Source organism: Marinobacter zhanjiangensis (genome assembly GCF_014651935.1).
GTDB classification, from domain to species: Bacteria; Pseudomonadota; Gammaproteobacteria; order Pseudomonadales; family Oleiphilaceae; genus Marinobacter; species Marinobacter zhanjiangensis.
The window spans coordinates 1-22737 of the sequence record NZ_BMXV01000009.1; the positions used below are offsets into that span (position 1 = coordinate 1).

22 protein-coding genes are annotated in these 22737 nt (G+C 61.1%); 10 read left to right on the forward strand and 12 right to left on the reverse strand.

The genetic code is table 11. From position 1 onward, the window contains the following. Nucleotides 1-301 precede the first annotated feature (301 nt). Nucleotides 302-1501, reverse strand: coding sequence for a tyrosine--tRNA ligase (gene tyrS, locus IE079_RS16555; RefSeq protein ID WP_189577970.1), 1200 nt, complete (start codon nucleotides 1499-1501; stop codon nucleotides 302-304). Between the two features lie 282 nt (nucleotides 1502-1783). Between tyrS and IE079_RS16560 the strand changes: the two genes are divergently transcribed. Together IE079_RS16560 and IE079_RS16565 are read left to right on the forward strand one after the other, a co-directional pair. Beyond that, entirely contained in the window at nucleotides 1784-3214 is a 1431-nt protein-coding gene (locus tag IE079_RS16560; protein WP_189577971.1) for an OapA family protein, read from the forward strand. A gap of 3 nt (nucleotides 3215-3217) precedes the next feature. After that, on the forward strand, nucleotides 3218-4321 hold the full coding sequence (locus tag IE079_RS16565; protein WP_189577972.1) for an anhydro-N-acetylmuramic acid kinase: 1104 nt from the start codon (nucleotides 3218-3220) through the stop codon (nucleotides 4319-4321). 7 nt (nucleotides 4322-4328) lie between these two features. Here the strand turns inward: IE079_RS16565 and erpA are convergent, their stop codons facing one another. From erpA to argC, 4 genes are read right to left on the reverse strand one after another with little or no spacing between them, the layout of a single operon-like run. After that, complete coding sequence (gene erpA / locus IE079_RS16570) at nucleotides 4329-4682, reverse strand: iron-sulfur cluster insertion protein ErpA (RefSeq protein WP_189577973.1); 354 nt, start codon at nucleotides 4680-4682, stop codon at nucleotides 4329-4331. Between the two features lie 60 nt (nucleotides 4683-4742). After that, nucleotides 4743-5249, reverse strand: coding sequence for a bactofilin family protein (locus IE079_RS16575; protein WP_189577974.1), 507 nt, complete (start codon nucleotides 5247-5249; stop codon nucleotides 4743-4745). 1 nt (nucleotide 5250) lies between these two features. Next, entirely contained in the window at nucleotides 5251-5991 is a 741-nt protein-coding gene (locus IE079_RS16580) for a DUF6776 family protein (protein ID WP_189577975.1), read from the reverse strand. A gap of 30 nt (nucleotides 5992-6021) precedes the next feature. Further along, nucleotides 6022-7059, reverse strand: coding sequence for an N-acetyl-gamma-glutamyl-phosphate reductase (gene argC, locus IE079_RS16585; protein WP_189577976.1), 1038 nt, complete (start codon nucleotides 7057-7059; stop codon nucleotides 6022-6024). Nucleotides 7060-7256: 197 nt separating this feature from the next. Here argC and IE079_RS16590 point away from each other — a divergent pair, with 197 nt between their 5' ends. The 5 genes from IE079_RS16590 to hemL all read left to right on the forward strand — a co-directional run bounded on the left by IE079_RS16590 (nucleotide 7257) and on the right by hemL (nucleotide 12286). Further along, nucleotides 7257-9032 carry a chloride channel protein gene (locus IE079_RS16590; protein WP_189578130.1) on the forward strand — a complete coding sequence of 592 codons (1776 nt, stop codon included), beginning with the start codon at nucleotides 7257-7259 and terminating at the stop codon, nucleotides 9030-9032. Continuing rightward, nucleotides 9029-9457, forward strand: coding sequence for a protoporphyrinogen oxidase HemJ (hemJ, locus tag IE079_RS16595; RefSeq protein WP_227712581.1), 429 nt, complete (start codon nucleotides 9029-9031; stop codon nucleotides 9455-9457). The genes IE079_RS16590 and hemJ overlap by 4 nt, the downstream gene beginning before the upstream one ends. A gap of 37 nt (nucleotides 9458-9494) precedes the next feature. Then, nucleotides 9495-10262, forward strand: coding sequence for a bifunctional hydroxymethylpyrimidine kinase/phosphomethylpyrimidine kinase (gene thiD / locus IE079_RS16600; protein ID WP_189578131.1), 768 nt, complete (start codon nucleotides 9495-9497; stop codon nucleotides 10260-10262). Then, nucleotides 10259-10927 carry a thiamine phosphate synthase gene (gene thiE / locus IE079_RS16605; protein ID WP_189577978.1) on the forward strand — a complete coding sequence of 223 codons (669 nt, stop codon included), beginning with the start codon at nucleotides 10259-10261 and terminating at the stop codon, nucleotides 10925-10927. Before thiD ends, thiE begins: the two co-directional genes overlap by 4 nt. A 78-nt stretch (nucleotides 10928-11005) precedes the next feature. Further along, on the forward strand, nucleotides 11006-12286 hold the full coding sequence (gene hemL / locus IE079_RS16610) for a glutamate-1-semialdehyde 2,1-aminomutase (RefSeq protein WP_189577979.1): 1281 nt from the start codon (nucleotides 11006-11008) through the stop codon (nucleotides 12284-12286). A gap of 64 nt (nucleotides 12287-12350) precedes the next feature. Here hemL and IE079_RS16615 read toward each other — a convergent pair whose 3' ends face one another. The 4 genes from IE079_RS16615 to IE079_RS16630 form a co-directional block, all read right to left on the reverse strand. Further along, entirely contained in the window at nucleotides 12351-13709 is a 1359-nt protein-coding gene (locus IE079_RS16615; RefSeq protein WP_189577980.1) for a tetratricopeptide repeat protein, read from the reverse strand. Nucleotides 13710-13783: 74 nt separating this feature from the next. Then, the gene (locus tag IE079_RS16620; RefSeq protein WP_189577981.1) at nucleotides 13784-14221 is read right to left on the reverse strand and encodes a hypothetical protein; all 438 of its coding nucleotides are present in this window, start codon (nucleotides 14219-14221) and stop codon (nucleotides 13784-13786) included. Then, nucleotides 14218-14907 carry an anti-sigma factor family protein gene (locus tag IE079_RS16625; RefSeq protein ID WP_189577982.1) on the reverse strand — a complete coding sequence of 230 codons (690 nt, stop codon included), beginning with the start codon at nucleotides 14905-14907 and terminating at the stop codon, nucleotides 14218-14220. The genes IE079_RS16620 and IE079_RS16625 overlap by 4 nt, the downstream gene beginning before the upstream one ends. A 10-nt stretch (nucleotides 14908-14917) precedes the next feature. Continuing rightward, nucleotides 14918-15433 (reverse strand): RNA polymerase sigma factor, encoded by a 516-nt coding sequence (locus IE079_RS16630; RefSeq protein ID WP_373296225.1) that lies wholly within the window; start codon nucleotides 15431-15433, stop codon nucleotides 14918-14920. A 314-nt stretch (nucleotides 15434-15747) separates the two neighbouring features. Between IE079_RS16630 and IE079_RS16635 the strand changes: the two genes are divergently transcribed. After that, nucleotides 15748-16683, forward strand: a complete 936-nt coding sequence (locus IE079_RS16635; RefSeq protein ID WP_189577984.1) for a DUF4382 domain-containing protein — start codon at nucleotides 15748-15750, stop codon at nucleotides 16681-16683. 59 nt (nucleotides 16684-16742) lie between these two features. Here the strand turns inward: IE079_RS16635 and IE079_RS16640 are convergent, their stop codons facing one another. Both IE079_RS16640 and mrcB read right to left on the reverse strand, forming a co-directional pair. Continuing rightward, nucleotides 16743-17306, reverse strand: a complete 564-nt coding sequence (locus IE079_RS16640; RefSeq protein ID WP_189577985.1) for a tetratricopeptide repeat protein — start codon at nucleotides 17304-17306, stop codon at nucleotides 16743-16745. Continuing rightward, nucleotides 17303-19627 (reverse strand): penicillin-binding protein 1B, encoded by a 2325-nt coding sequence (mrcB, locus tag IE079_RS16645; RefSeq protein ID WP_189577986.1) that lies wholly within the window; start codon nucleotides 19625-19627, stop codon nucleotides 17303-17305. Before mrcB ends, IE079_RS16640 begins: the two co-directional genes overlap by 4 nt. A 123-nt stretch (nucleotides 19628-19750) precedes the next feature. On the opposite strand from mrcB, the gene IE079_RS16650 reads away from it, so the two are divergent. Together IE079_RS16650 and IE079_RS16655 are read left to right on the forward strand one after the other, a co-directional pair. Further along, the gene (locus tag IE079_RS16650) at nucleotides 19751-21361 is read left to right on the forward strand and encodes a bifunctional aminoglycoside phosphotransferase/ATP-binding protein (RefSeq protein WP_189577987.1); all 1611 of its coding nucleotides are present in this window, start codon (nucleotides 19751-19753) and stop codon (nucleotides 21359-21361) included. Then, nucleotides 21354-21698, forward strand: coding sequence for a Rieske (2Fe-2S) protein (locus tag IE079_RS16655; protein ID WP_189577988.1), 345 nt, complete (start codon nucleotides 21354-21356; stop codon nucleotides 21696-21698). The genes IE079_RS16650 and IE079_RS16655 overlap by 8 nt, the downstream gene beginning before the upstream one ends. Here the strand turns inward: IE079_RS16655 and sfsA are convergent. Beyond that, nucleotides 21693-22415, reverse strand: a complete 723-nt coding sequence (gene sfsA, locus IE079_RS16660) for a DNA/RNA nuclease SfsA (protein ID WP_189577989.1) — start codon at nucleotides 22413-22415, stop codon at nucleotides 21693-21695. The two genes, IE079_RS16655 and sfsA, sit on opposite strands and share 6 nt — an antisense overlap. Nucleotides 22416-22737 lie beyond the last annotated feature (322 nt).

The following is a 22737-nucleotide window of genomic DNA, read 5'->3' on the forward strand; positions in this document are numbered from 1 at the left end:
CCAGCGCCCACACGAATTACTTGGTCAACTTGTTAAAGAGCAGTGAGCCGAAGCTCATCAAGGCCGCGTATTCTACATCAGATCGCCACCTTGTCAACGGTTATTTTCGCGGTTTCTCAAATCGCTTCAACGAAGCCCTGTACCGAAAAACCTAATCCCAACAACCGTTTACTTCGCCTTCCCGGGGCGCCGTTGCCGGCTTTCCCTGTCGAAGTGGGGCGCATTCTACAGCGATCTCACTTTCTGTCAACGACGAACTCACAAAAAAGTTTCATTTTCTTTAACGGCACGAAATTGTTGGTCAGTCCGTGATCAGAACCCTGGCAATCTTCTTTTTGCCCGCCTGCACGACAACATCCTCGCCAGCCTGGAACATGCGCTCATCTTTCAACTGCTGACCATCGACATAGACCGCCCCCCGTGCAAACACATCCTTTGCTGCCTTGCCCTGAGCCAGCCCCGCCTCTTTCAGCAGTGACACAATATGAACCTCGGAGCGATCGCCCAGGGCAACAGAGACCTCCGGGACATTCTCGGGTATCTCACCCAGACCAACCCGGTTGCCGGCAGACTTGTGCGCGCTGGCCGCGGCCTGCTCATCATGGAAACGGGTAATAATCTCTTCTGCCAGGATCTTCTTGTAGTCCTGGGGATTGTCTCCACCGTCCACGGCCCGGTGATATTCCTCAATTTCCGCCAGGGGACGGAAGCTGAGCAATTCAAAATAGCGCCACAACAACTGGTCTGGAATGGAGAGCAACTTGGTGTACATCTCTCCCGGCGAATCACTCACCCCGACGTAGTTACCCAGGGACTTGGACATTTTCTGCACCCCGTCCAGCCCCTCGAGGATCGGCATGGTCAGGATGGCCTGCGAATCCTGGCCGTAATGCTTCTGCAGGATACGACCCATCAGCAGGTTGAACTTCTGATCGGTACCACCCAGCTCCACATCCGCTTCCAGCGCCACCGAGTCGTAGCCCTGCACCAGCGGGTAGAGAAATTCGTGGATGGCGATGGGCTGCTCGGCACGGTAACGCTTGTCGAAATCATCCCGCTCCAGCATCCGCGCCACGGTATACTGCCCCGCCAGGCGGATCATATCGGCGGCCGTCAGCTTGTTCATCCAGTCGGAGTTGAACACGACGGTGGTTTTCTCCGGGTCCAGAATCCGGAACACCTGCTCTTTATAAGTAATCGCGTTCTGCCTTACCTGCTCCTCGGTCAACGGCGGCCGCGTGGCACTCTTGCCTGTCGGGTCGCCGATCATGCCGGTGAAGTCCCCGATCAGGAAGATGATCTCGTGCCCAAGGTCCTGAAACTGGCGCAGCTTGTTAATGAGAACGGTGTGCCCGAGATGGAGATCCGGCGCGGTGGGATCAAACCCCGCTTTTATCTTCAGTGGACGCCCCTCACGGAGCTTTTCCACCAGAGATTCCTCGGGAATCAGTTCATCCACTCCACGCTTGATTATCGCCAGCGCCTCATCAACAGATGCCATAAACCTTGAACCCCATAGCAAAAAACAGGTGGGTCCGTTACAGTCCTCAACAAAAGTAAGCTGAGCGTAACCGTAAACCCTGATACATTTGGATCGTTGCCGGTTTCCCGGCCCCGGAAAGTCGGGGATTATATCAGCCGAAACGGGAAAATCTGCCGTCAGACTTTTATTTCACTGTGACACCGCATGCTTTTTATACGATTCGGCATGCTCTATACTTGAGTCACCACTTGAACCAGATCACACAAGCTACCGACGTAGCGACAAAAACAGGTTGTTAACGTGATTAAAACCTTCCCCAAGAAACATTTAATTGCCGTTGCAGGTATCAGCCTCGTCGTGGGTTCAGTACTGGCACTCAGCCCCGGCGCTGGTGTTGAAGCCAAGCGCATGACCATCAGCCTGGACACCCCGGGCTCTGCAAGCTCCGCCCGTTCCGAGCCCGCTGAATCAGCGCCGGCGGACAACGCCGAAACAGAAGCCCCGGCGAACGAAGCCCCCCTGGTCACCGCATCTGCGCCGACAACATCAGAGGCAGCGCCGGTCGAAGAGGCAACCCAGCCGGCTGCACCGACTGAGCCCGAACTGGAATGGACCGAATTCAAGGTTGAAAGCGGCGATACGCTGTCCACCCTGTTCAGCGAAGCCGGCTTCAACGATGGCCTGATGCTCTCCGTCATCCATGGCGAAGGCGAAGCCAACAAGCTGCAGCACCTTTACGCGGGTGAACAGGTGGCTTTCGGCACATCTGAGGAAGGCGAACTTGAAGCAGTGCGCCTTGAGCGCAACCGGCTCGAATCTCTGGTTATCGAACGTACCGAGGATGGCTACGCAGGCGAAGTGGTCATACGCGAGCCGGAGCCGCGGCTGGCTTTCGCCTCCGGTGAAATTCAGGGCTCGCTCTACCTGGCAGGCAAAGAGGCCGGGCTTGATGATCGAATCACCATGGAACTGGCCGGCATCTTTGGTTGGGATATCGACTTCGTTTATGACATCCGCAAGGGCGACAGCTTTGAGGTAGTCTACGAAGAGCTTTATCTGGATGGCGAAAAAGTCGATGACGGCAACATCGTCGCTGCCCGGTTCATGAATCGTGGTCGCGAAGTGGTCGCGCTTCATTACACCGACACCGAAGGTGACAGTGACTACTACACCCCCGACGGCAACAGCATGCGTAAGGCTTTCCTGCGCACGCCCATCAATGCCCGCATCTCGTCACCGTTCAACCTGCAGCGCCGCCATCCCGTGCTGGACGTGGTCCGCCCTCATGAAGGCACCGATTATGCCGCCCCGGTCGGCACGCCCATCAAGGCAGCCGGCGATGGCCGGGTCTCCTTTGCCGGATGGAAGGGTGGCTACGGCCGCACAGTGGTGCTGACCCATGGCGACAACATCACCACCCTTTACGCCCATATGAGCAAACTTGGCAAGGGTATCAGCAGCGGCACCCGCGTGGAGCAGGGCCAGACCGTCGGTCATGTCGGCGCATCCGGCATGGTGACCGGGGCTCATCTGCACTATGAATTCCGGGTGAATGGCGTGGCGCGAAACTCCCGCACCATCGACCTGCCGGAAGCCAATCCGGTACCGGAGACTGAGCTGGCCCGCTTCAAGGCAGCTACCCAGCAGCAGATTGCCCAGCTGAATACGCTCGGCGAAGGTTACCGCCAGATCGCCATGGCCGAGGACGCCATCGCCAACGAAGAGCAGTAAACCATGCCCCTCTACATCGGCCTCATGTCAGGCACCAGCATGGACGGCATCGACGCCGCGCTGGTTGACCTGGATGAGGCCGGTGGGGCGACCCTGGTCGCCACCCATACCGAACCTTTCCCGGACTCTCTCTACCGTTCCATTGTCAGCCTCAGCCAGAATCATGGCACCCCGGACAATCTCGGCCACTGCGACCGGGCCCTTGGCGAATGCTTTGCCACCGCCACTCTGAACCTTCTCGAAACAGCCGGCCACCGGGGTTCGGTTGTCGCCATTGGTAGCCATGGCCAGACCATCCGCCATCAGCCTCAGGGCGAGCATCCGTTTTCACTGCAGCTTGGCGACCCAAATGTCATTGCCGAACGCACCGGTATCACCACAGTGGCCGACTTCCGGCGGCGTGACATGGCAGCGGGCGGCCAGGGTGCGCCTCTGGTCCCCGCATTTCATCATGCTGTGTTTGCCTCCCCGCTGGAGCACCGGGTACTCCTGAACATCGGAGGCATTGCCAACATCAGCTGGCTTCCGGCCGGCGGCGCCGGTGCTTCGGGGGGCTTTGACACCGGCCCCGGCAACGGCTTGATGGACGCCTGGTGCCAGCGCCATACCGGCCGTGCCTATGATGAAAACGGTCGCTGGGCACACAGCGGCAAGGTGGTGACACCACTGCTCGACCGGTTGCTGGCCGAACCCTATTTTTCGCTGCCGGCCCCCAAAAGTACCGGCAAGGAACTGTTCAATCTGGACTGGCTGGATGCCCGGCTGAGCAGGGAGGCGGAATATGCCCCGGGGGACGTACAGAGAACATTGCTGGAATTGACCGCCCGGTCCATTGCCGGGGCGTTGCCCACAGAGCGACCGTTGAGGCTGTACGTGTGCGGCGGTGGAGCGCTGAACAGCACATTGATGTTACGACTGAGGGAGCTGCTCGAGCCACAACATGTGCACGTTGCCACCACCGGGGAACTTGGTATCGACCCCCAATGGGTTGAGGCAGCGGCTTTCGCCTGGCTGGCAAGGCAGACCATGGAAGGGCTGGCCGGTAACGTGCCTGGGGTTACCGGCGCCACTGGTCCCAGAGTACTGGGCGCAATCTACCCGGGATAAGCAGACATCAGATAGCGAATGAGGAGCCGCAGCCGCAGGTAGACGTGGCGTTGGGGTTCTGGACCACGAACTGGGAACCCTGCAGACCTTCCTGATAATCAACGGTGGCCCCCACCAGATACTGATAGCTCATGGGATCTACCAGCAGGGTAACGCCGTCCCGCTCAACCGCAGTGTCTTCGTCCTCCTGACTGTCGTCGAAGGAAAAACCGTACTGGAAGCCGGAACAGCCTCCACCGGTGACAAAGACCCGCAGCCTGAGATCGGGGTTACCCTCGTCCTCAACGAGTTCTCTCACCTTGGCAACCGCGTTATCACTGAAAAACAGCGGTACGGCTATCTGTTCCTGGACTGCGCTCAATTCTGCCTCCCGACATCATGTTGATGATGCCATTATGGTATTCCCGAGTAATTTGATCAACTATTCTGCAACCTTTCGCTCATCGATAGGTATGGCACCGGGTTCGCCGGGGCTGTCTTCCGGCAGGTCTGCACCATTACGCTCCACCGGCTGGGATTCTCCGGGGCCGGACAGTCGCCGTGGCAGGGTATCAGGGTCCGTGCTGTGGACCATATTGCCGTTTACCGAGGCACCTGCCTCCATTTCGATCAGGTTGTAATAGACGTTACCGGTAATGGCGGCTTTTCCGGCCAGTTCAAGGTGCGCCAGCGCATATACATCACCCTTCACCGTACCATTGATGACGATGTTGGGGGCGACAATATCGCCCTCCACTTCGCCGCACTCCGAAAGCCGTAGCAGTGCACTGTCGGCCTGCTCTTCCGATACCACGCTCCCCTTGACCCGACCATCAATATGCAGGCCTCCGGTGAAGTGAATGTCACCCTCCACCCGGGTTTTCGCCGATATCAGGGTATCGAAACGGCCATGTGGACGCCTGGCTTTCTGTTTTTTCTTGCTGAACATATCAATTCTCCGCGAGCTGCCGCCACTCGAAGGTACGCTCCGCCTGTGAGGCCTTGCTCCCTTCCGCCTTGGCAACCACCTGAACTTCATAGGGTTCAAAATTGTCAGGCAAGGCCAGCGTCCCTTCCACGTCCTGGAAATAGCGGAAGCGGAAGCGGACGCCCAGGTCCTCGACATCCTCTGACAGGTCCCTCAGGGGGATGACTTCCTGTTCACCTTCCTGCTCCCCTATGATATTCACTGCCACCAGGCCCGAAATGTAGCTTTTGTTGTCACCTACCTGCGTCAGCACCAGCTTGAAATCGTATCGCCCCTCGCCACGCACGTCTCTGAGCGACAGTTGGTCCACCTGCAGGCCCTTACTGGCTTCCGAGGGTGCCATAATATTTCGGTAAAAAGTGAGATCCGCTTCCAGATTGGCGATTGTCGATTCCAGGTCGGCAATGGAGTCTCGGGCAGTAATCAGGGCCTGGGCGTCGATCGCCCGGGTCCGCTCAAGACGGACCTTCTCCTGTCGGACCTCGTCATACTCCGCCTTGACCGCTGAAAGCTCCCGGGCCAGTGAGGGCCGGGTCTGGACCACGTCCTCGATACGGTAACCACCCTGGGACCAGCCCACACCATAGCCGACAAGGCCGCTCAGCAGGCACAACACCAACACCCCCACCACCCGGTAGGGGCGCGGTTTGCGCCGCTTCGGCACGATAACGAACTCTTCCTGGGGATTCCGCGTTTCAGCCAAGGGGAAAGCCTCCGGCGGCCAGCAACAGGATCATGGCAGCAGAGCGGGTGCCTGCAGGCCAGTCCGCTCGTCAAAACCAAACATGATGTTCATGTTCTGGACGGCCTGCCCGGCAGCCCCCTTGACCAGATTGTCGATAACCGAGCTGACAATTACGACGGGGCTGTCCTCCTGCCTGTGCAGCGACATACGACAGGTATTCTCGCCCCGGACACTGCGGGTTTCCGGGTGGTTGCCAAAGGGCATCACATCCACGAACGGCTCGTCACGGTACCGGTCCTCGAACAGGTCCTGCAGACGACCAAAGTCTTCCGGGTTTTCCAGCTCGGCATACAGGGTGGCTTCAATCCCGCGGACCATGGGTACCAGGTGGGGCACAAAGCTGATACCTACCTTGCCGCCGGCCGCCTGCTCCAGCCCCTGGCGGATTTCAGGCAGGTGCCGGTGGCCGGAGGCACCGTAGGCCTTGAAGCTTTCGCCCACTTCGCCATGGAGCATGCCGATCTTGCCCTGGCGGCCGGCACCACTGGCACCGGATTTGGCGTCCGCCACCAGATGACCAGTGCGCACCAGGCCGCTTTCCAGCAGCGGCAGGAAGCCCAGCTGAACGGCAGTGGGGTAGCAGCCGGGGTTTGCCACCAGTTGCGCCTTGCGTATGGCCTCGCGGGCAACCTCCGGCAGACCGTACACCGCCTTTTCAGCCCACTCCGCCGTGTCATGAGGCATACCGTACCAGCGCGCCCATACGTCAAGATCCTTGATGCGGAAGTCGGCAGACAGGTCGACAATGCGAACGCCCCTGGCCAGCAGCTCCGGGGCCATGCGCATGGCCACACCGTGGGGCGTGGCGAAAAATACCAGGTCACAGCGGGCCAGCACGTCCACATCCGGTTCGGTGAACACCAGGTCGTAGTAGCCACGGAGATTGGTGTACATGTCGGCAACGGCCATACCGGCTTCCGAGCGGGAGGTTATACAGGAAACCTCCACCTCCGGATGCATGGCCAGAATTCTGAGCAATTCGACCCCCGTGTAGCCTGTGCCACCGACAATACCTGCTTTAATCACCGATCTCTCCTGTTTCTGAATAGGGTCCGATACGCGGAACCTCACCGCAGCCCGGACTGATCATTTGTGCGGTCAGTCTACCATGATAAACCAGTGTCTTATTGCAGCCGTGCCCGGGCTGGTTACAATGATCCACACCACACCGTATTGATGACACCGCCTGGTGCATGAAGGAGCCCGGTACCAATGGCGACACCATGGGGAAGCTGAAAAAACAACTGAGCGACAACCTGTTTCCCAGGTTCCGTCGCCGTCTCGCCGGTGTCGATGCCCTGCCCCAGCTGGCGCTGCTGGGACTGCTGTCGGGTGTCGTAACAGGCGGCGTCATACTGTTGTTCCGTTTCGCTATTGAATGGCCCCTGAGCCACTTCCTCCCTGCCGGCAACGCCGAGAACTTCGAGGCATTGCACTGGCTGACCCGCGGCGCCCTGCCTCTGGCCGGCGCCCTGCTGCTCGGCCTGCTGCTGAACCAGCTGGTCAGCCGTGACCGCAAGGTCGGCGTGGTCCATGTCATGGAGCGCCTCAACTATCACCAGGGGTACATTCCCCTGCGCAGCGCCATCATCCAGTTTATTACCGGCGTTACCACGGTGATTACAGGCCAGTCCGCCGGCCGGGAAGGGCCTGCAGTGCACCTGGGCGCCACCTTCTCCAGCCTGATGGGCCAGTATATGCGGCTGCCCAATAACAGCATCCGCACCCTGGTGGCCTGCGGGTGTGCCGCTGCCATATCGGCTTCCTTCAACACGCCCATTGCCGGTGTCATCTTCGCCATGGAGGTGGTGATGATGGAATACACCATCGCCGGCTTTACACCGATTATCCTGGCGGCTGTCACTTCCGCCATCATAACCCAGGCAGTCTATGGCGCCGAGCCGGCATTCTCGGTGCCGGCACTGACCATGAATTCGTTGCTGGAAATCCCCTGGATCATCGCCATGGCCATTGTTATCGGGGTGGCGGCTGCCGGTTTTATTCACCTACTGTCCTGGGCCAGCCGCTATCAACATCACTCGATCCTGTTGCGGCTCGGCGCCGCCGGTCTGTTGATGGTGCCATTTGCCATTCTGATCCCGGAAGTCATGGGCATCGGCTACGATACCGTGACCGGCGCCATTTACGGGCAGATCGGCTTCTGGCTGCTGCTGGGTGTTGGCGTCGGCAAGCTGCTGATTACGGCCCTGACCATTGGCCTGGGTATGCCCAGCGGCATTATCGGCCCCACGCTGTTCATCGGCGCCACCCTCGGAGGCGCCCTGGGGCTGATTGGCGCAGCAGTGGCACCGACGGCGGCTTCCTCTGTGGGCTTCTACGCCATGCTGGGCATGGGCGCCATGATGGGCGCCGTATTGCAGGCCCCCCTGGCCGCATTGATGGCACTGATGGAGTTGACCCGTAACCCCAACATCATCCTGCCCGCCATGCTGATCATCACCACCTCCTCCCTGGTGACCAGCGAGGTGTTTGGCAAGAAGTCGGTATTCCTGACCATGCTCCAGAACCAGGGCCTGAGCTATCACAACTCCCCCATTGTCCAGGCCCTGAGGCGGGCGTCCGTGGGGGCGCTCATGGATCGCAGCGTTACCCGAACCGACCGGGAAATCACCCTGAGCGCTGCCCGCAAGCTGCTCAAGAACGAGCCCAAGTGGCTGGTGGTGGAAGGCAATAACGGCCCCACGGCGGTGCTGCCATCCGCCGATCTGGCCCGCTTCCTGGAACACCTGAAAAAGCGGGCAGCGGAGGACGACCGACCAATGCCCGAGGTGATCGACCTGATGGAAATGCCGGCGAACCGCCGGGACATCGCCCCCATCCAGTACCAGGCCACCCTGGAAGAGGCACTGGACCAGTTCGAATCGTCACAGGCGCAAGCTCTCTACGTACAACGCCAGGTCGCACCGATGATCCAGCGGATCTATGGTGTCGTTCTTAAATCAGACATCGAAAGTTACTACCAATACCGACGGAGCTGACCATGCTTTGGGTAAAAGCCCTGCATATTATTTCACTGGTGTGCTGGTTCGCCGGCATCTTCTACCTGCCGCGCCTGTTCGTTTACCACGCTGCCTGCGACGACCAGCCCGGGCGTGAACGCTTCAAGGTCATGGAGCGCAAGCTGTACCGGGGCATTACCACACCCTCCATGATTGCCACGGTGGTCTTCGGTGTGTGGCTGTTGAGTTACAATGTGTCAGGCTATTTCAGTCAGGGCTGGCTTCACGCCAAGCTGGCACTGGTGGCCCTGCTGCTTGTCTACCACTTCTATTGCGGCTATCTGGTGAAGGTGTTCCGGGACGACCGGAACCACCGCAGCCATGTGTTCTATCGCTGGTTCAATGAGTTGCCGGTACTGGCACTGGTTGCCATCGTGATCCTCGCCGTCGTCAAACCCTTCTGAGGAGGTCGCTATCAAACTTCATCAACGCCCTCATGTGCTGATTCTGTCCGGGCTGGATCCTTCTGGCGGTGCAGGCCTGCAGGCAGACATCCAGGCAGTCACCGCCCTGGGGGGACACCCGCTGCCGGTGCTCAGCTGCCTGACCGTGCAGGACACCCGCAATGTCTATAACGCGGCCCCGGTAGACGCCGACCTGATCCGCCAGCAACTGGAAGCCCTGGCCGGAGACTGCCGGATTGATGCCGTCAAGACAGGCGCCATGGGCAACGCCGCTGTGGTGAGCGTGCTGGCCGACTTCCTGGACCAGCGCCCTGACCTGCCCCTGATTCTGGACCCGGTGATCAAGGCAGCGGGCGGCGGCGACCTGGCCGACGAGGAACTGCTGACCGCCATGAAGACCCGGCTGTTTCCCCGGGCCGAGGTTATTACCCCCAACGGCATCGAGCTGACCATGCTCGGCGACAGGGAAAGCGAAGGTGCTGCGGCCGACGCCCTGATGCACCAGGGTTGCGCCGGGGTGCTGGCCACCGGTGGCCATGGCACCGGGCCCACGATCACCAACGCCCTGTACCGACCGGAGCACCCCGTCCGCTACTGGCAGATCGAACGGGTAGGTGGCGAGTACCATGGCACCGGCTGCACCCTGGCAGCCGCTATCGCCGCTGGCCGCGCTGCCGGGCTGACCCTGGAAGACGCGATCGAGCAGGCCCAGCATTTCGTGGCAGGCGCCATTAACCACGCCCTCGCGGTAGGCCAGGGACAACCGGTTCCGGACCGGGGAGCCGCCTGGCCTGGCGAGTCATGAGCACCCCCGCGTTTAGCAAGGGACTGCGGCCCGGGCTGTATGCCGTAACCGACAGCGCTCTGCTACCGGAGGACACACTGGTCCCTGCGGTAGCGACGGCCCTCCGGGGCGGGGCAGTGCTGGTGCAATACCGGGAGAAACGCCTCGACCAGGCCGGGCGACTCAGGCAGGGGCGGGCCCTGGCTGACCTTTGCCATCGCGAAGGGGTACCCCTGATCATCAATGACGACCCGTTACTGGCCCGGGACTGCGGCGCCGATGGCGTTCACCTGGGACAGGCCGACGGCTCGGTGGAAGAAGCCCGTAGCCTGCTGGGTGAGGATGCCATTATCGGCGTTACCTGCCATGGCCGCCTGGACCTGGCGGAAGCCGCCAGCCGCAGGGGTGCTGATTACCTGGCCTTCGGCCGCTTCCACATGTCAGGCACCAAGCCGGGGGCGCCGGCGGCGACACCGGACGTGCTTGAGCAGGCCCGCCGTTTCGGGCTGCCGCGCACGGCCATCGGGGGCATTACCGTGGACAACGGCGCCCCCCTGATCCGCGCCGGCGCCGACCTGCTTGCGGTTGTCGGCGGCCTGTTCTCCGGCGACATTGTGCAGATCGAGGACCGGGCCCGGGCGTTTACCCGGCTGTTTGCGGAGCACCACCCCCTTTTCAAACTCTGATAGGATTGCGGTCACTTTCATTATCGAGTCCCGACCGGATTCCCGACTTACTCTGGCGACCCTCAAGGAGCCGCAGACATGAACCATTCAGAAACCCTGTTCGAACAGGCACAGAAATACATTCCTGGCGGTGTGAACTCCCCCGTTCGCGCGTTCAAGGGCGTCGGTGGTACGCCGATCTTCTTCAAGCACGCGGAAGGCGCCTACCTCTACGACGAAGATGACAAGCGTTATATCGATTACGTGGGCTCATGGGGCCCCATGATCGTGGGCCACTCCAACGAGGCTATCAAACAGGCACTGCACAAACAGATTGACCTGGGGGTAGGCTATGGTGCCCCCACGGCCATCGAGACCGAGATGGCAAAGAAAGTCTGCGAACTGGTACCCTCCATCGACCTGGTGCGCATGGTCAACAGTGGCACCGAAGCCACCATGAGTACGGTTCGGCTGGCCCGGGGCTACACCGGCCGGGACAAGATCATCAAGTTCGAGGGCTGCTACCACGGCCATGTGGATTCGCTGCTGGTCAAGGCCGGGTCCGGCGCCCTGACCCTGGGTGTGCCCAACTCCCCGGGCATTCCCGCCAGCCTGGCCGAGCACACCATTACCCTCACCTACAACGACAGCGAAGGTGTGCGTAAGGCCTTCGCCGAAATGGGCGACCAGGTGGCAGCGATCATCGTCGAGCCGGTAGCCGGCAACATGAACTGCATCCCGCCCGCGCCGGGCTTTCTGGAGACTCTGCGGGAGGTCTGCGACCAGCACGGCTCGGTACTGATCTTCGACGAGGTGATGACCGGCTTCCGGGTATCCCTGGGCGGCGCCCAGGGCCACTATGGCATTACCCCGGACCTGACCGCGCTGGGCAAGGTCATCGGTGGCGGCCTGCCGGTGGGCGCCTTCGGTGGCAAGCGTGAGATCATGGAGCACATTTCTCCGCTGGGCCCGGTTTACCAGGCGGGCACCCTGTCAGGCAACCCGCTGGCCATGACGGCCGGCCTGACCACCCTGAACCTGATTTCCGAGGAAGGGTTCCACGACCGCCTGACCGAAAAGACCCAGGCCCTGTGCGAAGGTTTCCGCCAGGCGGCAAAAAACACCGGCATTCCGCTGACAGTCCAGAGCGCCGGCGCCATGTTCGGCCTGTTCTTTACCGACGAGCCGGAAGTGAGCCGTTTCGATCAGGTGATGAACTGCGATGTGGAGCGCTTCAAGACGTTCTTCCAGGGCATGCTGAAGGAAGGGGTCTATCTGGCACCATCCGCCTTCGAGGCAGGTTTTACCAACGCGGCACTGAGCGATGACGATATCGCGGCAACCATTGCCGCAGCTGAACGGGTGATGGCAACGCTGTAAGTGTCTTAGCCCGGAGGCGGTCAGGTCTGCCGCGCTTCCGGGCTGGCAGTTCCAGAGGGGACCGTCAGAACAGGTAGTCGATGCCAAGCTGGTAGACCTGGTTGACGTAGTCATACTGCTTCAGGGAACTGTCATTACGATGGTAACCGGCCAGCCCGGTAAGGGTCCAGGCCCCTGAAAGCGCGTACTCCGCTGTCAGTTCGACGGTGTAACGGTGCTCGACCCGGCGGCCCGACTCCCGGTCAGGCCCGGCGCTGAGCTGATAGGGGTCAGAATAGTCACTGTAGCGATAGGCCAGCTCGCCGCCCACATCCCATGCTTCCCACCCCTTATAGGTCAGCGCCAGCCCGACTTCCTGACGTCGGGGTGACAGGCTTATGAACTGATCCCCTGCGGCGATGTCCTCACGGTTGTTGAACTCCAGACCCAGACGAGCAGAAGCCTGCCAATAAGACCAGTCATGGCGATAGCTTGCCCGAGCCAGGTATCGCATGCCCTCATAGGGCTCGTATCCGTCGAACGGCCGCACCCGCGATGCAGTCAGGGCAAGCAGACACCGGCCATCAAAGCGACCGGAAACACAAGCCGCTCGCTGGTATTCAAGCAGCAGCGAGGTATGCGTTTCCCGGGGCTCCCCGCCCGAGCGAAAATAGCTCTGCCTCAGACCGATTTCATGTTTTTCATCATCGCCCCGGGATACCCAGGATAGCCCTAGCCGGGCCGCATCACTGCTGAAATCACTTTCAGCATGGTAGTGGCGGCGATAGAGACTGGCCGACAGCTGCAGAGCTTTTGCCGAGCCAGCGCTTCCGCCCAAATCCATCAATGGGCCCTGGCCGGCCACCAGTACATCGTTAAAACTATCGGATAAACCCGATGCCACATTATCGGGCCTCAGGGCGAGGTTGCTTTCATAGCCCACGCTCAGGGAGGCAAAACCAAGCCATTCCGCAGGGGCAGGGGCCTGGCTTTCAGTCGGGCCCTGCAGCTGGCGCTCGGCCAGGCGCCGCAAACTTTGCTGCTCCGAAGACGCTGCGACCTGTCGGAACCACCCCAGCGCTTCCCGCTCCCTGCCTTCCGCCTGGGCTACGAGCCCCAGGTTGTAACGGGCGAGATCGTCATGGCGTGTGCCAAGCAACTCACGAAACGCCTGCCGGGAAAGGGGGTAGCGACCTGCCCGGTAATAGAGCACGCCCAGATTATAGTGCAGTGCAGAAGACGCAAGGCCGGAGGCGCGAGCCTGCTCCAGAAGGCGACGCGCCTGTGCCAGATCGCCCCTCTCAAAGGCACTCACCCCCGATTGCAGGAGCTGCTGGCCGTCAGTGCCCCGAGACGGAGAAACCTCATCGCCAAAGGCTGAAGCCGAGGCCAGGATGATGAACAGTAATGGGCCAGTCAGGGTCAGGAAAAGCAGGCGCGGCAAACAGGTCTCCCGGCACAAGAAAGATCGTCGATGGGGTAAAATGCTGGCCAAAGTATAGCAGGAAGAATGGCGGCTCAGGGGCGCGCACCTGTGTCAGGCCGTCCCCCCGGCCTGCCACCGACATCCTCGTTCGGCGCAGGCCGATCATTACCGGTCTGGTCGCGGGGATCGGCGGGCGAAAAACCCGGATCACTGCCGGGCCGACCCACTGAGCGTTCTTCGCGACGTCCCCGGGCTTCCTCCGAAATTTCCCGCCCGAGTGACCGCCCCTGCTCCCGAAGGTTGTCGGCCCGGTCACGCCGGTCTTCGCCTCCCTTGCGCGCGATATCAGTCGGCGACTCCGGCAGCTGCAGCTCCTGGATCAGGCCCTCGGACAGATCATCGTCGTCAGCCACCATGCGCATGGTGACATCCAGATCATCCCCGTCCTGGGCCATCAGGCTGGCAGGCGACAGCAACAGAACCGCCACCAGCGACGTCAGAAAGGAAGGCGAACGCCGGGTCATATTCATGAAGAGGGTTCCTTGTCCGTTTCGCCGATACCGGGAATGCGCGCCCGGAAGGTCTTGCTTTTGCGACCGTCATCAAGACGGGCGACGATTTCCCCACCGTCCGGGTAGGCTATGCGCAAAGGTAAAGCAATGACATTGTCACCGGGTTTCAGATCCACTTGCCAGGTCAGTTGCTGGTGGCCGGGGAATTGAACCAGCTCCACATGGGCCGGCAATTCCAGCGTAAGGCTGACGTTATCCAACTGTGATTGCGAGGTAAAGGCAAGCCGCACAGTCTCCTCCCGGGGCTCCGCAGGCACCAAAGACCGCTCGACCGCCTCAGTAGCAGTTCCGGAATCCGCCTGCCTGACCCCGTCGGGTGCCCGGTCATCCAGATTCAGGCCAAGAACGAGCCCCAGGACGAGCATTGCCGCAAAGGCACCACCAACCACCGGCGTGGCCAGCCCGGGGCGAGCAAAGCTGCGCCCGGTGGCGGCCGCCAGCACCCGTGATTCGAAATCGCCGGAAGGCTCGGGAATACCGGACTGACCTGCTACCTCTTCGTTTATACGCTGCTGCCACCTCAAACGACTCGCGCACCGTGGACAGCTGGCCAGATGACGCTCAAACATCAGGGCATCAGCCCGAGCAAGTGTCCCGGCCACGTACTGTTCAATCGTTTCCTGGCTCTGCTGGCAGCTGGTCATGTCTGTCTCCTTACTCATCAACACGTCTGCCCGGAACAAAAGGTTCCAATTCTTTCGCCATGGTTTGCCTCAGGCTGGCCCGGCATCGATGGAGCCGGGACTTGACGGTGCCTTCCGCAATACCCAGCACCTCGGCAATGTCTTCCTGGCGCCAGCCGTCCACTTCGTGAAGCAGTAACAGCGTGCGCTGATCCGGAGACAGACTGTCCAACGCGACCGCGACGGCCTTGCGCATCTGCTCGTCACCGAGCTGGCGGTCCGGCTCGGCACTGACGTCCACCAGGCTGTCCAGAAAGTTCCGGCTGGCTTCCTCGGACATGACCGCGGTAGCCGCAAGATCCGCCTGCCGGCCGCGCTTGCGGGTCAGGTCGATAAAACGGTGGTAAAGCACCCGGTTGAGCCAAGCGCCAGGCTGCTCCACCTCAAACAGTTCCTCCGCCCGCGGGAACAACTTGGTCAGCACATCCTGCACCAGGTCCTCGGCATCCTCCCGTTGACCGGTAAGACGATAGGCGAACCGGTACATGCTGGCCAGATGGGGCCTGACGCAATTTTCAAACCGCCTGGTCCGGGAACGTCGGAATGGAATCAATGCCACTTGAGCAACCTGTGAATACGGGTTTCAGGGCGCGTTATACCAGAAAACAACGGCTAATGCGTCGCTTGCTCTCCGAATAGGTGACCATTGCACACTTACGTTTTGTAACACGAATAACCGGAACCCTGCAGAGGCTGTCGGCGTTGTATCGCCAGGTGCCGCGACTTTATCCCCGACCGGGAAGTCAACGGCCCATAGCCAACCAAGGTTCACACAGCGGGCTCATGCTCGAAGGAGACAAGATGAAATATCCATTGATCAAGAGTTTTGGTGTTGCAGCACTGGCGGCGGCCGTAGCGGCTTGCGGGGGCAGCGGCAGTGGTAGCGACGACAGCACTGATTCCGAGTCCACCGGGACCATGTCACTCGGTCTGACGGATGCTCCTGTTACAGATCTTGCTGTCGCACAGCTCAATATCACGTCAGTCGAGGTCAAACCTGCGGAAGCGGATAGCGTTTCAATCGAACTGGAGACACCGGTAGATATCAACCTGCTGGACTTCCAGGGGGGCAAGGTCGCTCAGTTATTTGAAGGACAGGAGTTTCCGGCCGGGCAGTACGAGTGGATCCGGTTGCACCTGGGGGAAGACCCGTACGTCGTGGAAGCGTCTGATCCCAACCAGACACAGGAATTTCTGTTCCTGCCATCGGGTCCTCAGACAGGCCTAAAACTGAATGGTGGATTCGTCATCCCCGCTGGCGGATCTGCAGACTTCACCATCGACTTCGATGTGAAGAAATCCATTTTCAATGCCGGCGGCGAGGGTTCAGGCAATAACAAATATATGCTCAAGCCAGCCCATCGACTGGTCGATAATGTCGAAGCCGGTGCCATCGTTGGCGAAGTAGACGTTGTTAACCTGGAACAGCAGCTCGGCTGTGACGTAGATGACGAGTACTATGGATCCGTTTATGTATACGAAGGAGCGGACGTTACGCCCACTGATCTGAACGTGACAGCGGAGGATGAAGGGCCTCTCGTGGCCGTCTCCGTCACCAACGAGGATAATGCCAGTCTTTACAGCTACAAGGCCGCCTTCCTGACCGAAGGCGACTACACCATCAGCTACACATGCCAGCCCGACGATAACGAAACTTCTGAAACCCTCGAGTTCGTTGGCACCCAGAACGTAACCGTTACCGCTGGTGAAGAAATTCCGGCTGTACGTATCGAGTAAACCGCTGCCTTAAACCAAGAAAGAACCCAAAGCCCCCTGCCCCGCAGGGGCTTTCTCGTTTACAACTGGCTGGCCCGACGCTCCGCCTGCTCGGCACCAGCCACATTCCCGCGTTCGCGACGAATACTGGCAAGCAATTCCCAGCCGGCTTTCTGCAGGCGGTTGTTGTTGCCGGACAGGGACAGACCCTTCAGGGTGAACTGCTCGGCCGCGCCCAGGTTGCCGGTTCGCACGTAGGCCTCCGACAGCTTGAAGTACACCTGTGCAGAGCGGGGCGAGATACGCTGGGCCCGCTCCAGCTGGCTCAGGGCGGCGTCCGGCTTGCCCTGAGCCATCAGGTCATCGGCCTGGCTGATCAGGCTGGCGGCCGCCGGCGACAGGTCATCACCCTGCTCCTGATAGCCCGGGCTGGGCGCGCGATCTTCTTCCTGCCGGTCCGGCTGTTCAGAAAGGCGCTCCTTTCGCTCACGATCCTCTTCCTCCACCGTCGGCGGCTGTGGTGCCCGCTCCGTGTCCGGCGTCCGATCACCGCCGCCCGGCGGCGCATAGATATCCGAAGCACAACCGGCCAGGCCCACCGAAAGCGCGCCGAGGATGATCAACTTCCGCAAATTCTGAATCATTCGAACAATCCTTCAAACCAGCCGCGCAGGCGTTTCGAGAAATCACTGCCGCACCCTTCAAAACCTTCCGGCTCGCTGCCAACGATGAAGGGGATCAGCCTCGCATTTTCGCAGTGCTCGTCGGTGAGCACGCGCTTTTCACTGTTCACCCAGTGATACTCTACGCCATCCGGCACCACCGGTGAAAAACTGTGTTGCGGCGCTTGGGCCATGAATCTCGTCCATACCGGCAGTGCGCCGGATGACCCGGTCAACGACGTGGGGCCGTTGTCATCGCGACCCACCCAGGTAACCGCCAGCAGGTCGCCACTGAAGCCGGCAAACCAGCTGTCCCGGCCGTCATCCGTGGTGCCGGTCTTGCCGGCCAGGCCCAGGCTGTCGGGGATGGTGTAATAGGCGGACCGGCCAGTGCCCTCCCGCATCACTTCCTGCATGGCGTACTGCACCAGGTGTACCGCCGCCGGGTCCGCCACCTGATTGACCTCCAGGTTGTACCGGTTGAGCACTTCGCCCCGGGCATCGGTTACATCCCGGATGGTGCGCAGCGGCGTGTTGAAACCGGAGGTTGCCAGCCCCTGGTAGATCTGGGCCACGGCCACCGGCTCCAGGTCCACTGAACCGAGGAGCAGGGACGGGTAAGGACTGATGGCGGAGGTGACCCCGAAGTCCTGCAGGGTCTCGGTCACGGCCGGCAGCCCCACGTCAAGGCCGACGCGAACCGCCGGCAGGTTCCACGACCGGGACAGAGCCATGTGCAATGGCACCTCGCCCCGTTGTTCACGGTCAAAATTGCGGGGCTCCCAGCGCTGGCCGTTTTCGAACTCCAGCGCCAGGCCCGTGTCCCTTACCGGCGTGATCAGCGTGTAGCGGTCCGGTTGCGACAACGCGGTCAGATACACAAACGGTTTGACCAGGGAACCGATAGGCCGTTTGGCATCCAGCGCACGATTGAAACCGGCATAGGAAGCATCGCGACCACCCACCAGCGCCAGCACCTCACCGCTGTCCCGGGCCGTTATCACCATGGCCGCTTCCAGACGGGTATCAGTGGCTCGCTTGTCCAGCTCGTGCAGAGTGCTGGCCACCGAGGTTTCCGCCTGCGCCTGGATCGTCGGATGCAGGGTAGTGAAGATGCGCAGGCCTTCGCTCTGCAGATCTTGCTGGCGATAATCCCGCGCCAGGTGCCGTTTTACCAGATCAATGTAGGCCGGATAGCGGTTCTCGGACCAGGACGGCCGGCTGGTGACGCCAAGCGGTCTGGCGCGGGCCTCACTGGCAGTCTGTGGGTCAATGCCTCCGTGTTCCTCCAGCAAATCGATCACCAGATTCCGACGCTCTTTCGCCCGCTCGGGGTTGCGCCGCGGGTCGTAGTAGCTGGGGCCCTTGACCATGCCTACCAGCAGCGCCGATTCATGCAGTGCCAGATCCTGGAAGCGCTTGCGGAAATAGAACTGGGAGGCCAGCCCGAAGCCGTTGATGCTGCGGTTACCGGCCTGACCCAGGTAGACCTCGTTGAGATAGGTTTCCAGGATATCCCGCTTGCCATAGTGCCACTCCAGCAGCAGCGACATGATGGCTTCGTTACCCTTGCGGATCAGGGTCTGGTCGCGGGTCAGGTAGAAGTTCTTCACCAGTTGCTGGGTCAGCGTACTGCCCCCCTGCACCACCCGGCCCGCTTTGATATTCGCCACCATGGCACGGCCGATAGACAGGGGCGCGATGCCAAAGTGGTCGTAGAAGTCGCGGTCTTCGGTGACCAGCAGAGCCTCCTCCAGCAGGGGCGGCGCATCATCCAGGCTTACCAGTACCCGGTCCTCCCGGTGCGCCGGATAGATGCCACCGATCTCCGCCGGGGTCAGCCTGACCACCGGTGTAGGGGCACCTTCCAGCACCCGGAAGCCGGCCACCCGATTACCGGAGATAGTCAGCGACAGACGGCGCCGGGGCTCCTCACCATCGACAAACTCGAAGCCCCGGGTGGCAATGATGAAGCGGCTGCCATTCTGCTGCCAGGTACCCGGCTGACGACCATCGCCGCTGCGATAGCCAGCCAACTGTAACTCCTGACGCAGGGCCTCGGTGCCAAGGCTGGCGCCATCGTAAAGCTCCAATGGGCGGGCGTAGACCCGGGACGGCACTTCAAAGCGACGCCCCTCGAAGCGGGAGGTAACCACCGCATCCAGGTAGACGGTCCAGCCGGCCAGTAATACCAGCCCCACCACCCCCAGACGCCACAGCAGTGACCAGAGGCGCTGCCTGAACGTGGGGCGTGATTTGCGGGCGGGGGATTTCTTGCGTTTGGAAGGCGATTTCTTAGGCATTCGCGGATTATAACCAAACCACACCGCTCGCCGTCATCCGTTGTCGGTGTTATTTGCGTAATGTGGCCGTTATCATAGTGCCGTCACGGCATTCCGGACCTAACACTGACCAAGGAGTACACTGTGAGCGAAGCACCGGCCGCTACCCTGATCGAAAATCTGCAAGACCCGGCGTTGTACGACCATCCGGTGGAGGGGTTCCAGGTACTGGAAACTCATATCTCACAGGTCATTCTTACCGGCGACTATGCCTACAAGATCAAGAAACCCATGGACTTTGGCTTTCTGGACTTCTCCACCCTCGAAAAGCGTCGTCATTTCTGCGAGGAAGAGTTGCGACTGAACCGGCGCCTGGCAGCGCCTCTCTATCTGGAGGTGGTGCCCATTACCGGCACCCCGGAAGCTCCGGAGTTCAATGGCAGCGGCGAGCCCTTCGAGTATGCCATCCGCATGCGCCAGTTCCGCCAGGACCAGCTTTTCGACGGCCTGCAGGAGCGGGGTGAACTGACCCCGGAGCTGCTCAGCGAGCTGGCCGAACAGGCGGCCCGTTTTCACGACCAGCTGCCACCGGTGCCGAAGGACAAACCCCTGGGCACACCGGAAGCCGTGTTCGCCGCCATGCAGGAAAACTTTGACCAGATCCGCCCGCTGCTGGATGGCGACCCGGCGCTGACGGAACAGCTCTCCGCCCTGGAGGGCTGGACCCGCGCCACCTTCGAGCGCCAGCAGGACCTGATTGCGCAACGCCGGGAAGACGGCTTCGTGCGGGAGTGCCACGGCGACCTGCACCTGGCCAATATCACCACCTTCGAAGGCAAGGTCACGGTGTTCGACTGCATCGAGTTCAGCGAATCCTTCCGCTGGATCGATGTAATCAATGATCTGGCCTTCCTGCTGATGGATCTGGAGTCCCGCCGGGAATCCGCCCTGGCCAGCCACACCCTGAACGCCTACCTGGAATGGCGTGGCGACTTCGACGGACTGGCCCTGCTGCCGTTGTACAAGGCCTATCGCGCCCTGGTGCGGGCCAAGATTGCACTGTTCACCCGCGGTAACGAGGGCCTGTCGCAACAGGACAAAGAAGGCCTGCTGCAGAAATACCGGGACTACGCCAACCTGGCGGAGCACTATACGGAAATCCCGCTCCCCTACCTGCTGGCCACGACCGGCCTGTCCGCCAGCGGCAAGTCCACGGTCAGCCACGCCCTGGCCTGCGAACTGGGCCTGGTGCGGCTGCGCTCCGATGTGGAACGCAAACGCATGGCCGGCATGGGTCCGCTGGACACCTCCGGGTCCGGTATTGGCGAAAACCTGTACACCGAAGAAGCCAACCGCAAGACCTACCATCGTTTGGCGGATCTGTCGAAACAGTTACTGCAGTCGGGCTTCGGGGTGATCGTCGACGCTGCCTGCCTGCGGGAAAACGAACGGGAACTGCTGGACAGCGTCGCGGAGAATCTCGGCATGCCGTTCGCACTTATCCACTGTGAAGCGCCGGAAGATACCCGCCGCCAGTGGATTCGTGCCCGCCAGGGGGATGCTTCGGAAGCGAACGAGTCTCTGCTGGAACAGCAAAAGCAGTGGGAAGAGCCACTGTCCGAGCTGGAAAAATCGCATACCATCCATATCCGCACCGATGAAAGCCTGGCCGCCGGCGAGTTGGCCCATCGCATCCGTGCTCACTTCGGGATGGCCGGTATCCCGTCCGGCACATCACCGGCTTCTTATGTCTGACAAGCGTCCGGACAGCAACTGGGTGGCTGTCTGCCGGGAGGCGGACATTGCCAACGAACAGTTCCGGGAATTCCACCTGGGCGAACAGCCCTGCTTCGTGTTTCGTCGCCAGGGCCAGCTGCACGCCTATCGCAACCAGTGTCCGCACCTGGGCATCACCCTGAACTGGATGCCGGAGCGTTTCATGGACCTGGACAATTGCTTTATTCATTGCGCCAACCATGGCGCCCTGTTCGTTCCGGAATCCGGTGACTGCATTGCCGGGCCCTGCGAGGGCGACCGGCTGATGGCGGTGGCGTTGCGAGTCGTTGACGGCAGCATCGAAGCCCGGCTATAGCATCACGGGCAGCTCACGAACCAGGGCCAGGCTGCCCGACGGGTTGCCATCCCGGGCCAGCTCTGCCTGCCAGGCCATGAGTTCCACGCCCGCCGCTGAGGCCTCCCGCAGCAGACTGCCATAGACCGGGTCGATATGATCTGCTGGCCGCACTTCCGTGACGGCGGTGTGATTGACACAGAACAGCAGCACCGCACGATCTCCCGCTCGCACCTGGGCCATCAGTTCCCGCAGGTGCTTCTGGCCGCGGAGGGTGACCGCATCCGGGAAATATCCCACCCCGGCCTCGCACAGGGTGACGTTCTTGACCTCTACCCAGGCATCGGCCCGTTCCGGGTGGCCTGACAGGTGCAGGTCAATACGGCTTTTTTCCTCGCCATAGCGCACTTCCGGCCGGACCGAACCATATCCCGCAAGCGCGGTAACGACCCCTGCCTCCACCGCAGCCCGTGCCTGGGCGTTGGGACGAGCGGTATTGACGCAGGCCAGCTGGCCAGGCGAGGCTTCCACCAGCTCCCAGGTATACCGCAGCTTGCGCTTCGGATTGCTTGCCGGGCTCAGCCAGACCCGGGCGCCGTCAGGCTGGCATCCCATCATGGAACCGGTGTTGGGGCAGTGGGCCGTCACGATTTCGCCATCTGGCAGTCGCACATCCGCAAGAAACCGTTTGTATCGTTTGAGCAGCCGGCCTTCGACGAGTGTTTCCGGGAAATTCATGATGTCCCCATGGTCAGTTGGTAGGATGTACAATGTTTGATTCAGGACACTAGTGTGCCGTGCGGTTAATTCGCTGACCTACTGCGTGACGCTGGGGCTTCTGGCCAAGGCGCCAGTCCGCCGGTGTGGTGGTTCCACATCAAGGGCTGGCAACACCGGCCAGAAGTCCCAGCGTCGCGCCCTTCGGGAGCCCCTGAGGGCCTTGATAGCCGCGTTGCGCTGCCTCGATTTGGAACCACCAAACCTTCGCCACCGCGCCTTGCTCTCAAGGCCCTCAGGGGCTCATTAGATCAGCGAATTAACCGCACGGCACACTAGCGCC